The sequence below is a fragment of the Rossellomorea marisflavi genome (genome assembly GCF_022170785.1).
Lineage (GTDB): Bacteria > Bacillota > Bacilli > Bacillales > Bacillaceae_B > Rossellomorea > Rossellomorea marisflavi_B.
This window is the reverse complement of sequence record NZ_CP081870.1, coordinates 2,587,938-2,601,424: the sequence shown is the minus strand read 5'-3', so window position 1 is coordinate 2,601,424 and position 13,487 is coordinate 2,587,938. Positions and strand designations below refer to the sequence as shown.

The following is a 13,487-nucleotide window of genomic DNA, read 5'->3' as shown; positions in this document are numbered from 1 at the left end:
CAGAAGGGGTTTTAACATGAAAGAGATCAAGTGCGTATGCGGTCACGTCAATCCCAATGGGACGGTCCTGTGTGAATCGTGTGGACGGGCCCTTACAGAAGAAGCAAAAAATGAAAAGCTGCATGATATGCGCTATGAGGGAAGCGCCAGGCGTTCTCAAACCTACAGTAAATCCATCATAGATAAGGTCTGGAATTTCTTTTCATCCGTCAAGGTGGGCGTGTGGCTCATCGTCCTCACGCTTATTGCATCGGCTTTGGGCACGGTGCTGCCCCAGGAAGAATACATACCCGGAGGAAGGCCGCCGGAAGAATTCTATGGGGATGTATACGGGTTCTTAGGAGACCTGTACTATACCCTTGGATTCCATGATCTCTATAGTTCATGGTGGTATCTTCTCCTTGTCGCTTCCATCGGAGTATCCCTCGTCATCTGCAGCCTGGACAGGGTGATCCCCCTCCACAGGGCCCTCAAGAATCAAAGGGTCGACCGGCATGAAGGGTTCCTGAAGAGACAGAGATTTTATGGGAAGACTGAGGCTTCTAGTCTTGAGCCGACAGCGATGGATGATGTAAAGAAGAGATTATCAGATAAGAAGTATAAGATAAGAGAAAAAGATGGAAGCATCCTGGCGGAAAAAAATCGATTCTCGCGCTGGGGTCCATATGTCAACCATATTGGGCTGATCATCTTTCTCATAGGTGGCATGCTCCGATTCGTCCCGGGTATGTACTTGAATGAAACCATCTGGATCCGTGAAGGAGAAACCCGCGCGGTACCCGGAACGGATAACGAATATTTCATCAAAAATGAAAACTTCATCATGGAAACCTATGATAAAGAGAAAGACAAAGAAGTGTTCAGTGAAGCCATCGAGAAGAATGGAGATGTCGCAAAGAATTTCCAAACCGATGTGGTCCTCTATAAGGAATCAGGAGAACGCCTTCCGGGACAGGAAGTAGAACGGACCGAAGAGAAAAAAGAATCCATCCGGGTGAATCACCCCTTGAAATTCGGCAACTACGCAGTTTATCAGACTAGCTATAAGCTTGATGAGCTGACAAGCATGAGCTTCACTCTGGATAAAAAAGACACGGGTGATCAGCACGGGGCGTTCACCGTCAATCTGATGGATCCGGAGGAAGAGTATGATCTTGATGATGGCTATAAAGTGAAGCTCAAAGGCTATTATCCTGATTTTTCAGGATTCGATAAAAAAGGCGAGCCTCAAACTGCCTCTCCGCTACCAAATAACCCGGCATTCCTGTTCGAGTTGTTCTCACCTGAAAAGCCTGATGGGGAGGTTGCCTTCATCGGAATCCAGAAAAACCTGGAACCACTCGGGGAAAATGAGTATAAGCTATCGTTCGCAGGGATTGATTCACGGGATATCTCAGCCCTGACGTTCTCAAAGGACCTCACGCTTTGGATCCTGGCAGTCGGGGGAGCTATCTTCATGATCGGAGTCATCCAGGGGGCGTATTGGCATCACCGGAGAATCTGGCTTAGAAAGTCCGAGGACGGCATCATCGTTGCGGGGCATACGAATAAAAACTGGCATGGCCTCAAGCACGAAATCAGCCACATCCTGGATGGAACAGGGATAAAGGAACCGGAAGATCAACAAGAATCGAAAGAAGCAAGGGGGAAAAAGGATGTCGACAACAATGGCAGAATGGAGCAGTAACCTGCTCTACATCTCCTTTATCACGTATCTGGTGGCGACGTTCTTCTTTGGTGGAAGTATCCGCCAAAAGAACACGACGGAAACAAATCAGCGCAAATGGGGTACGATCGGTATCACATTGACGATCATCGGATTCGTTGCGCAAATCGGCTATTTCTTCCTGAGATGGGGGGCTGCGGGTCATGCCCCGGTGAGCAATCTCTTTGAATTCACCACATTCTTCGGAATGATGCTTGTGGGTGCGTTCATCATCATTTACTTTATGTATAAATCTACCGTTCTTGGAATCATCGCGCTGCCGTTTGCGCAGCTCGTCATTGCCTATGCAAGCATGTTCCCGACGGAAATCTCACCGCTGATCCCAGCCCTTCAAAGTGACTGGCTGAAGATCCATGTCACGACCGTATCGGCCGGTGAAGCGATCCTTTCCATCAGCTTCGTCGCAGGGTTGATCTACCTTCTGAAATCAGTGGATCATTCTAAAGGAAGCAGACAATCATTCTGGCTCGAAACGGTCATGTTCTCACTGGTTGTCGTACTTGGTTTCGTCGTGGTGTCAGTCGTATTCAAAGGGATGGACTACCAGGCAGACTTCAACTATATCAACCAGGAAGAGAAGGAAGCAGTAGCGCAATATACATTGCCTGCACTCGTAGGACCGAATGAAGGTGAGCTGCAGACAAAAGGGGTCATGAAGCCCCTGGTTGAAATGCCTGCCCTCATCAATGCGAAGAAACTTAATACGGTGATCTGGTCAATCCTATCCGGAGCGGTCCTTTATCTTCTCCTCAGGTTGATCTTGCGTAAGCGCATCGCTGCGAAAATGCAGCCAATGGTGAAAAATGTGAACCTGAATCTCATGGATGAAATCGGCTATCGGTCCGTCCTCATCGGATTTCCGGTCTTCACACTAGGCGGCTTGATCTTCGCCATGATCTGGGCACAGATTGCCTGGAACCGTTACTGGGGATGGGATCCGAAGGAAGTGTGGGCGCTGGTCACCTTCCTATTCTATGCGGCCTTCCTTCATTTACGATTATCTAAAGGTTGGCACGGGGAGAAATCGGCATGGTTGGCCGTCGTAGGGGTCGCCATCATCCTCTTCAACCTGGTGGCCGTCAACTTGATCATTGCAGGCTTACACTCATATGCCTGATTGCAAAGAGTCAAAAAGCTGACATGGATGCCCCTGTCAGCTTTTTGATACAATGAAACAGCGGACAGCAGGAAGCGTACATAGATGAACAACTGAAATGATTTCCTGAACAAATCAACCGAGCTTTTCGGTTTAAAAGTACCACTATTTCCGATTAAAATGGAGATAACTATGCTAAAGGGGGAAAACCCATGGAAGAAAACATCCGGATTCTGGTTGTGGACGATGAAGACCGCATCAGAAGACTATTGAAAATGTATCTGGAAAGAGAAAATTATGAAATCGAAGAAGCGGAAGACGGGGAGCGCGCCCTTGAAATGGCTCTTGAACGCGAATATGATTGCATCCTTCTAGACTTGATGATGCCCGGGATGGACGGGATCGAAGTGTGTAAGAATCTTCGCGAGACGAAGACAACGCCTGTCATCATGCTGACGGCAAAAGGAGAAGAAGTGAACCGCGTCCAAGGCTTCGAAGTGGGAACCGATGATTACATCGTAAAGCCCTTCTCACCAAGGGAAGTTGTTCTGAGGGTGAAAGCCCTTCTCAGAAGGTCTTCCAAGACCAGCTTCATCCAGACCGATGCAAAAGCGAAGGATCTCATCGTCTATAAGCATCTGACCATTGATAACGATGCTCACCGGGTGAGTGCCGATGGAATCGATGTGAACCTGACCCCGAAGGAATATGAACTCCTTTACTTCCTAGCAAAGGCCCCTGATAAGGTGTTCGATCGTGAGCATCTCCTCAAAGAAGTCTGGCACTACGAATTCTTCGGAGATCTTCGGACAGTGGATACCCATGTCAAACGCCTTCGTGAAAAATTGAACAAAGTATCGGAAGACGCTGCCCGCATGATCGTCACCGTTTGGGGCGTCGGATATAAGTTCGAGGTTACAAATGAATGAGACTGTGGCGTAGTGTAGTCGGGAAGCTTTGGGTCACCATCCTTCTCCTTGTTTCCTTCGTTCTTTTCATCCTGACGATCCTGCTTCTTGAGTTCTTCCAGAACTACCATGTGGATGTGGTGGAAAACGAGCTCACGATCACTGCCGACAAAGTAGCCAAGGTGATTGAAAATCATGAAGACCTGGATCTGGGCCTCGAGCTTGGCAGTGAAATCATCGATGATCCCGTCAATATTCTCATTACGGTCGATGATAACCAAGAACTGTTTTCCCAGGATTCCACCGGGGTCGAGAAGGATATTCACCGATTCATCAAGAATGACCCGGAACTTAAGGAAGTGAAAGTCCGTGATAAGACCATCAAGAGGGAATATGAAGTTCCATCAGAATCCTCTGCCAACCGGCATGAGAACATCATCATCGTCGGTAGCCATCTGAGCGTAAAGGGTCAGGAAGGGGCCGTCTATCTTTATCAGTCCCTTGATGTGATAAAGGATACGACGAAACAGACAACGAAGCTTATCGTCCTTGCCATGGGGATCGCGATCATCCTCACCACCATCTTTGCTTTCTTCCTCTCTACCAGGATCACATCTCCATTGAGGAAGATGAGGGAAGCAGCATTCGAAGTGGCGAAAGGGAAGTTCGATACGAAAGTACCGATCCTGACAAAAGATGAAATCGGTGAACTCGCAACGGGATTCAATCAGATGGGAAGACAGCTGAAGTTCCATATCAATGCCCTGAATCAGGAAAAAGAACAGCTGTCGAGCATTCTGAGTTCCATGGCCGATGGGGTCATCACCTTCAATCGGGACGGTACGATCCTCATTACGAACCCGCCTGCAGACCGGTTCCTCCAGCAATGGTATTACGAGCACGGAAGCAACGAAGGCGAATCGATTCCGGCCATCGTCAAAGAACTGTTGCAGAGCGTCGTGGTGACCGCCATGGAACAAACCGACGAGATCACACTTCAAGGCCGTAGCTACGTGGTGATCGTCAGCCCGCTGTATAACAACAATACGATCCGAGGCGCGGTCGCCGTCGTACGGGATATGACGGAAGAACGTCGACTGGACAAACTTCGGAAAGATTTTATTGCGAACGTGTCCCATGAACTCCGTACCCCGATCTCGATGCTTCAGGGGTACAGTGAAGCGATTGTGGATGATATCGCGGAAACAGAAGAAGAGAAAAAAGAAATCGCCCGCATCATCTATGATGAGTCGCTCCGAATGGGAAGATTGGTCAATGACCTCCTCGACCTTGCGAGGATGGAGGCGGGACACATCACCCTTCATGAACAATCGGTCACAATCATGCCGTTCACAGAGCGGGTGGCCAATAAGTTTGCGGGCGTTGCCAAAGAGAAGAAGATTTCCATACAGTTCGAGAGTGAGGTCGAGAGGGAACGTGAATTGTCCATCGACCCCGATAAAATCGAACAGGTGCTGACCAATTTGATCGATAACGCCATACGGCATACTCCTGGGGGAGGAGAAGTGACCGTCTTCCTCAATCGGAATACCCAAGGCTATCTCTTCTTTGTACAAGACACAGGATCCGGGATCCCGGAGGAGGATCTGCCATTCGTCTTTGAACGATTCTATAAAGCGGATAAAGCAAGGACACGAGGGAAGGCGGGAACGGGACTCGGTCTTGCGATCGCCAGGAATATCGTGGAAGCCCATGGTGGCCATATCCAGGTGCAAAGCAAACTCGATCAAGGGACAACGTTCACCTTCTTTCTTCCTTATTAGTCATTTCTCGCATGCACATTGCAGGATCATCCCGATTTTTCTTGTTACACGGGGAACAATCATGGAATTTGCGCTTTTCACCCATACGGCAACCGTTACGTGCCGTATGGGTTCTTTTTTGTGCACTGGACAGGAATTGAAATATAGGTCTTTCCAAACGTCCCAGAAACTACTATATTTGATAATGTGTAACCTTTTGCAAGGAAATAACGACTAATGGAATGACGGGGAGGGAAAGAAGTGCACTCCGTTTTTGAGGACATGTATAAAAAGTACCATCAGGATGTATTTCAATTTCTTCTCTACATGGTGCAGAACAGACAATTGGCTGAAGACCTTGTACAGGAAGTGTATATCCGTGTGCTCAAGTCACATCAGCATTTTGAAGGGAAGAGCTCTGAACGCACTTGGCTTTTCTCGATAGCGAAGAACGTTGCAATCGATCACTTCAGGAAGCAGAAGAACTGGAAAAATCGTCTTCTGGACAAATTTGACTGGAGTCGGAGCGAATTGTCCGATGAGAACCCGCTGCCTGAAGAACTCGCCCTGGCCAATGAGGAAGTGCGCGAACTATATGACTGCCTTAAGTGTTGTTCAACGGATCATCGAATGGTCATCATCATGCGCTATCTCCAGGAGCTATCCATTGTGGAAACAGCAGAGATATTGAACTGGTCGGAAAGCAAAGTGAAAACAACCCAGCACCGCGCCGTCAAATGGCTGCGGATTGAAATGAACAAACGGTTGCGGAAGGAGGGGGACGATAGTGAAGCAATCTGATTGGAATGACCGGGACATAGAAAAACTGGTCAAAAAGCTTCCAAAGATCAAAGATGAGCGAAAACCTGAGTCCATATATGCTTCTATCAGCCAACAAGGTGAAAAACAGCGACACTTGAAAGGGAAGAAAATCATACCCGGACTGGTTGCCGTTGCCGCCATCTTGATTTTCACCCTGCTGAGCCCCGCTCTTCTACAGCAGTCACAGCTAGAAGAAAGCCGCTCAGATCAGGGAGCTTCAATGATGGATGAAAGCAAGGACCTTCAAGCAGATAAGGCTGTGGCTGATAGAGAGAAACGACTCTCCCTCTATGAAAGCATGGTGGAGGATGCTGAAGTCTATACGTTCGGCCTTATTTCACCTGAAGGAGTCCCTGTCCCTGTGAGCGTGACCAAGCACTTGTCGGATGAAGATGAGTGGCTGGATGGATATACGGAACTCGCTAAGCTCATTCCAGAAGAAGACCTTAGTATGGAAGAATTCGTTCCCTTGGAAGGAACCGTTTCAAAAGGGTATGGAGATGATATCAATTTCACCTTGAATGGGGATCAGGCGTATACGGGCAATAGCGCAATGGAATATGCTTTCTACTACTCTTTGTTTTACTCCTTCCAGGGAAGGGGCTTTGACCAACTTCATCTCAAGGATAAGGATGGGAATTATCCGCAATTCAGCGGATACGGGGTCCTAAAGAAAATCGAGCTGCCGAAGAATGCAAAACAAGCTTTCTTTGTGTACTCTCCTAACGGGCTTGACCATTTTCTTGTACCGGATAACCTGGAATATGAAGATTTGGATAGTGCAGTTACAGCCATGAATGAAGCCGGATCTGAATTTTATGAAAGTGCCATACCCGAAGGACTGAATGTTCGCGTAGTCGAGAAGGGCACTTACCCGATCATCAGTTTCATGAATGAAGTACACCTGGAGAATATGGATGAAACAGAAGCCCTGGAGCTAATCGAATCACTCCTCCTCACAGCGCGAAGTTTCGGCTACAAACAGGTGATGTTTGAAAACATCAGCGAAGAAGAATGGGACGGTTTTGCATTCGATGCACCAATCGAAACACCCATCGCACCAAATCGAATTACCCTACAGGAATAAGTGAAGAGCGGGATCTCCCGCTTTTCATTTTTTTTTTGCCTGATGATATGAAATGACGTACAGGGGAAATGAGCAAATCCATGGCTATTAACTCTGCATTCAAATCGATATGTATCCAAAACACAGGAACCACCTCTTCGTTTGAAAATCCATCAACTCTACATATTCAGCAGAAATGATTTCACCACCCATAAAGTATTAAAAGCAACCATAAAAAAACACAGAGTGTATTGGAGCGGAAGGGACTTGACTCCCGCGGGAAAAGAGGAAAGGTCGAGATCCCGCAGGCGCAGCCGAGGAAGCTCGACTTCCTCCCCGCAGGAAAGCAAGTCCCTGCAGCGGAAAGGAACGGTCCCGTCTTCATGCAATCATTCATAAAATGTCAGCCCCGCTCCGCTTTTTTCCTGTCCAGCTCCGGGGGCTTGAGGCTCGAGGTCATAAGGCAAAGTCCCCAAAAAGGCACAGAACGCCTTTCCAGTGCCTTTGCCTTATGCTTGTCGCCTCAGGACCACCCGCCTCCGCTTTTCTTGGTATATTTCTTTTGTATAATGGCAGACTGATGGGTAGGGTTTTTTTGGAATAGTGTAGCGGGAAGGGGCATATAGTGAGAGGTGTTGTTCAATTTTGGGTGAGCATTTATTAGGAGGAACGGTATGATTGCTGATTATGGTCGGAGACTGTTGATTGTGATTGTGTTGGCGCTGTGTGTAGGCATGATTTTCATGACAGGGAGAGTCGCAAAAGCAGAAAGTGATTCCACTGCTGAATGGAGGTTTCCGGTTGATGGCACCATTACAGATGTGTTTGGTTCCAGATCCGGGACCCATAAAGGAATGGACATCGGGGGCGAGGAAGGCAGCCCCGTTCATTCGGTGGCAGACGGGGTCGTAACAAGGTCGTACTTATCAGATAGCTATGGTCATGTGGTATTCGTTCGTCATGACAATGGATATGAGACGGTATATGCTCATCTCATTTCAAGAGGGGTAAAAGAAGGGCAGGAAGTACATAGGAGTGAGCAGGTCGGGAAGCTTGGGAATACCGGGATATCCACCGGTCCCCATCTTCATTTTGAGATCCACGCAGGAGAATGGACGTTTGAGAAGGAGAATGCCATCGATCCTTTTGTCGTATTTGGACAAGGCGGGGTCGGACAAGTGGTGTTCGCTGAAAAGAAAGATCCGTATCAGATCGTTGCGGCGTCACAGGTTGCAGGTGATCAGTATCGAGTCAAGAAAGGCGATACACTATGGTCCATTTCCCATGAACATGGTCTGAGCGTGGATGACCTTAAGAAATGGAACGGTCTGAAGGATGCCACGATCGCTGTAGGTCAGGAATTGAGCTTAAGGATGGATTCCTATCAAGTAGAACAGGGGGACACACTCTATTCTATTGCCGTCGCTCATGGAATAGAACTGGACAAGCTTCTGGCGGCCAATGATCTACGCAGGGATTCGCCGATCTATCCATCGCAAACGTTAAGGATCCACTGATTGTTTCGAATTCAAAGCATTTCTCTTCACATAATGGCACTTCTTATGTATAATGAGTAAGAATAAAATAATATGATTCATCTTCGGGGCAGGGTGCAATTCCCTACCGGCGGTGATGAAGCATTTTTGCTTCTAAGCCCGCGAGCCTTTTTGAGGCAGGATTTGGTGAGACTCCAAAGCCGACAGTATAGTCTGGATGGGAGAAGATGAAGGTTACTGCCAATGCGTTCAGAAAAGGGAAGTCTGAATGTCTATTCGAGCATGCCTTTAACTCTCCTGGATATCTTTTATCTGGGAGTTTTTTATTGGGGCTCGGGCATGACCATCTTCGATTGAGATGAATCTCCAAAAGGAGAGAGTGCTATGAAAAAAATGACGACACGCACATTCGTCACAGTTGGTATGCTGAGTGCCATTTCGTATGTATTGATGCTTTTAAACTTCCCTATCCCGCCTTTTCCGGCGTTTCTGCAGATCGACTTCAGTGATGTACCGGCCTTGATGGCAACGGTCGCTCTGGGACCAGGCGCAGGAATCCTGGTGGAACTGTTCAAGAATGTGATTGATTATGTATTGACCGGTTCTGAAACAGGTGTACCGGTAGGACATGTGGCAAACTTTGCTGCTGGGATCCTCCTGATCTTGCCCGTTCACCTTATCTATTCACGTTTCCAAACGAAAAAAGGCCTACTTACCGGGCTTGTAACCGGTACGCTGGTCATGAGCATCGGCATGGGGATCATGAACTATTTCATCTTCCTTCCAGCCTATAAATACTTTATGAATTTCGAACTGCCGGCAGAAATCATCGTGACCGGTATCGTTCCATTTAATATCCTTAAGGGAATCCTGGTAGCGGCTGTGTTCACACTGCTGTTCATCAGGATCCAAAAGTGGCTGACGAAGCAATTCGGAAATCGACGCATGGCCTAATTGAAAATGAGCCTCCCCTGGAGGCTCATTTCTATTCAAACAACATAAAAAAGACGGCGAACAATCGCCGTCTTTTTTACATCCTATTCGAATTTCAACGCATCGCCGTCGAATGGTTCGTCAGCTACCTTGATGGAATCGGTAGGGCAACCTTCGAATGCATCGACCATATCGTCTTCAAGGACGTCAGGAACTTCAACAGTCCCCTGGTTATCGTCCAGTGTGACGAATGCAATACCTTCATCATCATAATCATAAATATCTGGTGCTGCTGCACCGCAAGCTCCACAAGCGATACATGTATCTTTGTCCACGATCGTATACTTTGGCAAAGAAAAAACCTCCCGAAGATAATTCTATATAATTCATCATTATACACGTTGTTTAATGGTGAAAATCAATTACTAATCATCATTTTATAGAGGAATGGGTAACTTTTCAATAGTTAGGTACTCTTTTTCATATTTTTATCCGTTTCCGTCAAAACAAAACCTCGGTTGAGGGTGTTTTCGTGGTACAATATTTGACAATAACCTACACGTTAAGGAGTCATCGCATTGACATATCTTCACTATTTGATTTTGGACTCCCTGAAAAGGCTAGGGGAAGAACGGTCTGTTTATTCCGTTTTCCATATCATGAAAGGGAAAAAGTCTTCACAATCCATACAGGATGCACATCTCTTTGGGCTGCAGGCTCTCTTCCTGTCACTTCCAAAACTGAAAAGGGAGTACTTTGACCGTTGCATTGCTATGCTTCAGGATAAGGAATTCATCACGCTGAACGACGATAATCGTGCCCGGCTGACTCATTCCGGAATAGAGGGCTTGGCGGTTTACTTTCAAAAAAAACCGTACCCCGCCCATATGGATGGATTGAAGCATGGTGATCAGTCCATCCTCCTTTGGAAGAGACTCAGCCTACTGGTACAGGTGTTATCCAATGCGCGAATGAACGAAACATCGTACTTTCCCGTGCAGAGGGACCGGAAAGTTCAAGATTGGTTAAAAGTGTTCATACGGAAGCAGGGGAAGACCGAAGTTTTGTCAGCAAAGCTGTTTGAAGAGCTGTACACCTTGCTAGCCCAAACAATGCCTGGTGAAGATCCGGGGATCCTTGTTGAGCGGCTGACGGGATACCGGGACTATGGAGCAACGGAAGGGCAATCAGCAGACCGGTTCGGTGTGGACCGTGAGGAGTACCGGTTCAGATTCCTGAACCTTCTCCACTTTATCATCGCACGTGCCAAAGAGGATGCAGGTGCTTACCCGATAGTCTATTCGATCATAGAGGAAAAGGAGCATATCCAACCCCTCACCGCTTCGACCAAAAAAACGCTCGAGCTTTTTCAGAAGGGGATACCCGTCGAGGAAATCGCCAGGATCCGGGAGCTGAAAGTGAATACGATTGAAGACCATTTAATCGAGATCATATTGACACTCCATGACTTTCCCGTCACGTCATTCATAGATGAAGGGGTGTACGAAGAGGTGCTGGGCGTTCTGACAGAGTTAAAGACGAAGCGCCTTAAGCCGATAAAGGAAAGATTTCCTGAGTTGTCCTATTTTCAGATCCGTGCAGTCATTGCGAAGGCAGGTGAGACCCCGTGAATCTACAACAAGAACTGAAGCGTCACTTTGGCTACGAAACGTTTCGTGCAGGACAGGAAGAAACCATCACTTCCATTCTTGATGGCTGTGATACGTTGTCCATGCTACCCACTGGAACCGGTAAATCGCTCTGCTATCAACTTCCCGGTCAGCTGTTGGATGGCCAGGTGCTTATTGTTTCCCCTTTGCTATCCCTCATGCAGGATCAGGTGGAACAGATGAAGGTGAACGGGGAGAAGAGTGTGATCGCCCTTAATTCATTTCTTACTTATCAGGAGAAAGCCTGGGCGTTGGACCACATCCATCGATTCAAATTCATATTCGTTTCTCCGGAGATGATGAAAAGTGAGGCATTCCGTACAGCCGCTTCAAGAATCAGAGTAGGGCTGTTCGTGGTCGATGAAGCACACTGCATTTCCCAGTGGGGCCCCGATTTCCGACCGGACTACCTCGACTTGGGGGAGGCGAGGGAACGTCTCGGGATGCCGGTGACCCTTGCCCTCACTGCCACTGCCACAAGGACAGTCCGGGATGATATCCGTGAGGTCCTCCGTATGGAGGGGGCAGCCGAGTTGGTCCATTCGGTCGATCGGAAGAACATTGGATTATTCGTAAGGAATGTGGAAGACGACCGGCATAAGCGGGATGAAGTCCTTTCGTTCGTAGAGCGTCTCAAGGGACCTGGAATCATTTATTTCACCAGTAAACGGAAAGCGGAAGATGTTGCCCTCTGGCTGCGCGAGCATGGAGTGGAGGGGGTCGCACACTATCACGGTGGAATGGACCATGAAGAAAGGATCCTGATTCAACAGCAATTCCTATCGGATAAGCTGCAAATCATCTGTGCCACCTCAGCCTTCGGTATGGGGGTGAACAAGGAAAATGTACGCTTTGTCGTCCATTATCATCTGCCATCAAGCATTGAATCCTATCTCCAGGAGATCGGCCGTGCAGGAAGGGATGGAAGGGAAAGTGTCTCTCTTGTCCTGTATGCAGAACAAGATGCGTCCATCCCCCTTCAATTCATGCATAGCGAGCTACCGGATGATGCGCAGATCGAAGGCGCGATAGCAGCATCCCCCTCCATGGAATGGTCCGACATCGTCGCTGCCCTGCAGCTTTCAGATGTGCAGTCCAGATTCCTTGAATATTATATTCAGTCGTTTGCACGCTATCGTTCTGATAGAATGGTAGAAGAAATCAAGCGGATCAGGGATGCGCGCATTGCCTATAAGCGCAGGAATCTCGATTCGGTCATGGGATGGCTCCACACGGCGTCATGCAGGCGTCAAGTGCTCCTTGACTATTTTGGTGAGGAGCTAAAGGATCGACCGGAACGGTGCTGTGACCGGTGCGGGTCAGATCTTGGTGAGTTCCATGGCGAGGGCGTTCATTCTTATCCGTCCCATGAAAATTGGGCGGACCAGCTCAAAAAAATACTGTTAGGATCAGTGGTATAATGCAAAAGCAAGGAGATATCCTTAAAGGTTTATCCAAAAAACAGGTGACATTCCATCTCATGTTCACTCAATGCCTCCTCATAGCCGTTTCCATCGGTCTAGGCTATATGTTGATCGGCGATCTTGATCAATGGCTGAAACAGTTCGATTTTCATATGGATGTCCTCTGGATCGGAGGAGCCTTCGGGATCCTGGTAGTGACAGCGGATTTGATTATGATGAAACTGCTTCCGTCTCGCTATTATGATGATGGTGGGGTGAACGAGAGGATATTCGCAGATCGTGGCTTCTTCGAAATCATGGTTTTGGCGTTCATTATTGCGGTGAGTGAAGAACTGTTGTTCAGGGGGATCCTTCAGTTCCATTTTGGGCTGGTGGTGGCAAGCATTGTGTTTGCTGTGATCCATATCAGGTACTGGGCCCATTGGTTCCTTATCGTCAATGTGTTGACCTTGAGTTTTGTCATGGGAATCATCTATGACCAGACAGGGAATCTCCTAGTCACCATCGTCATGCATTTTGTCATTGATTTTCTCTTGGGTTTATATATGCGCCATCAGGCGAGATCTGAAGAGTAAAGAAGGGA

General features: G+C 47.8%; 12 protein-coding genes and 1 riboswitch. Of the genes, 11 read left to right on the top strand and 1 reads right to left on the bottom strand.

Annotated features, from left to right (window positions below):
- Positions 1 to 16 precede the first annotated feature (16 nt).
- The 8 genes from resB to K6T23_RS13615 all read left to right on the top strand — a co-directional run bounded on the left by resB (position 17) and on the right by K6T23_RS13615 (position 9,831).
- The gene (gene resB, locus K6T23_RS13650) at positions 17 to 1,687 is read left to right on the top strand and encodes a cytochrome c biogenesis protein ResB (RefSeq protein WP_079516326.1); all 1,671 of its coding nucleotides are present in this window, start codon (positions 17 to 19) and stop codon (positions 1,685 to 1,687) included.
- Positions 1,668 to 2,843: a c-type cytochrome biogenesis protein CcsB gene (gene ccsB / locus K6T23_RS13645; protein WP_053427756.1), complete on the top strand. Its 1,176-nt coding sequence runs from the start codon at positions 1,668 to 1,670 to the stop codon at positions 2,841 to 2,843. Before resB ends, ccsB begins: the two co-directional genes overlap by 20 nt.
- Positions 2,844 to 3,034: 191 nt before the next feature.
- On the top strand, positions 3,035 to 3,751 hold the full coding sequence (locus K6T23_RS13640; RefSeq protein WP_048005922.1) for a response regulator: 717 nt from the start codon (positions 3,035 to 3,037) through the stop codon (positions 3,749 to 3,751).
- A complete protein-coding gene (locus K6T23_RS13635; protein WP_238281400.1) occupies positions 3,748 to 5,514 on the top strand; it encodes an ATP-binding protein in 1,767 nt (588 codons plus the stop codon). Before K6T23_RS13640 ends, K6T23_RS13635 begins: the two co-directional genes overlap by 4 nt.
- A gap of 240 nt (positions 5,515 to 5,754) precedes the next feature.
- The gene (gene sigX, locus K6T23_RS13630; protein ID WP_056535626.1) at positions 5,755 to 6,294 is read left to right on the top strand and encodes an RNA polymerase sigma factor SigX; all 540 of its coding nucleotides are present in this window, start codon (positions 5,755 to 5,757) and stop codon (positions 6,292 to 6,294) included.
- On the top strand, positions 6,281 to 7,402 hold the full coding sequence (locus K6T23_RS13625) for a hypothetical protein (protein ID WP_238281398.1): 1,122 nt from the start codon (positions 6,281 to 6,283) through the stop codon (positions 7,400 to 7,402). Before sigX ends, K6T23_RS13625 begins: the two co-directional genes overlap by 14 nt.
- A 653-nt stretch (positions 7,403 to 8,055) precedes the next feature.
- Positions 8,056 to 8,898 (top strand): M23 family metallopeptidase, encoded by an 843-nt coding sequence (locus K6T23_RS13620; RefSeq protein ID WP_238281396.1) that lies wholly within the window; start codon positions 8,056 to 8,058, stop codon positions 8,896 to 8,898.
- 75 nt (positions 8,899 to 8,973) lie between these two features.
- A riboswitch (FMN riboswitch) is annotated at positions 8,974 to 9,110 on the top strand.
- Positions 9,111 to 9,261: 151 nt separating this feature from the next.
- On the top strand, positions 9,262 to 9,831 hold the full coding sequence (locus K6T23_RS13615; RefSeq protein ID WP_238281394.1) for an ECF transporter S component: 570 nt from the start codon (positions 9,262 to 9,264) through the stop codon (positions 9,829 to 9,831).
- An 83-nt stretch (positions 9,832 to 9,914) separates the two neighbouring features.
- Here K6T23_RS13615 and K6T23_RS13610 read toward each other — a convergent pair whose 3' ends face one another.
- Positions 9,915 to 10,163, bottom strand: coding sequence for a ferredoxin (locus tag K6T23_RS13610; RefSeq protein WP_048005917.1), 249 nt, complete (start codon positions 10,161 to 10,163; stop codon positions 9,915 to 9,917).
- Positions 10,164 to 10,469: 306 nt separating this feature from the next.
- On the opposite strand from K6T23_RS13610, the gene K6T23_RS13605 reads away from it, so the two are divergent.
- Genes K6T23_RS13605 through K6T23_RS13595 form a run of 3 tightly spaced genes read left to right on the top strand, consistent with a single transcriptional unit; the run spans position 10,470 to position 13,479 of the window.
- Complete coding sequence (locus K6T23_RS13605) at positions 10,470 to 11,441, top strand: YpbB family protein (protein WP_238281392.1); 972 nt, start codon at positions 10,470 to 10,472, stop codon at positions 11,439 to 11,441.
- Positions 11,438 to 12,901: a RecQ family ATP-dependent DNA helicase gene (locus tag K6T23_RS13600; RefSeq protein ID WP_238281391.1), complete on the top strand. Its 1,464-nt coding sequence runs from the start codon at positions 11,438 to 11,440 to the stop codon at positions 12,899 to 12,901. Before K6T23_RS13605 ends, K6T23_RS13600 begins: the two co-directional genes overlap by 4 nt.
- Entirely contained in the window at positions 12,901 to 13,479 is a 579-nt protein-coding gene (locus K6T23_RS13595) for a CPBP family intramembrane glutamic endopeptidase (protein ID WP_238281389.1), read from the top strand. The genes K6T23_RS13600 and K6T23_RS13595 overlap by 1 nt, the downstream gene beginning before the upstream one ends.
- Positions 13,480 to 13,487 lie beyond the last annotated feature (8 nt).

What these genes read in the sequence shown, in the direction of transcription:
- resB (WP_079516326.1), top strand. Translation starts at nt 17, where the DNA reads ATGAAAGAGATCAAGTGCGTATGCGGTCACGTCAATCCCAATGGGACG.
- ccsB (WP_053427756.1), top strand. Translation starts at nt 1,668, where the DNA reads ATGGCAGAATGGAGCAGTAACCTGCTCTACATCTCCTTTATCACGTAT.
- K6T23_RS13640 (WP_048005922.1), top strand. Translation starts at nt 3,035, where the DNA reads ATGGAAGAAAACATCCGGATTCTGGTTGTGGACGATGAAGACCGCATC.
- K6T23_RS13635 (WP_238281400.1), top strand. Translation starts at nt 3,748, where the DNA reads ATGAGACTGTGGCGTAGTGTAGTCGGGAAGCTTTGGGTCACCATCCTT.
- K6T23_RS13620 (WP_238281396.1), top strand. Translation starts at nt 8,056, where the DNA reads ATGATTGCTGATTATGGTCGGAGACTGTTGATTGTGATTGTGTTGGCG.
- K6T23_RS13615 (WP_238281394.1), top strand. Translation starts at nt 9,262, where the DNA reads ATGAAAAAAATGACGACACGCACATTCGTCACAGTTGGTATGCTGAGT.
- K6T23_RS13605 (WP_238281392.1), top strand. Translation starts at nt 10,470, where the DNA reads ATGAAAGGGAAAAAGTCTTCACAATCCATACAGGATGCACATCTCTTT.
- K6T23_RS13595 (WP_238281389.1), top strand. Translation starts at nt 12,901, where the DNA reads ATGCAAAAGCAAGGAGATATCCTTAAAGGTTTATCCAAAAAACAGGTG.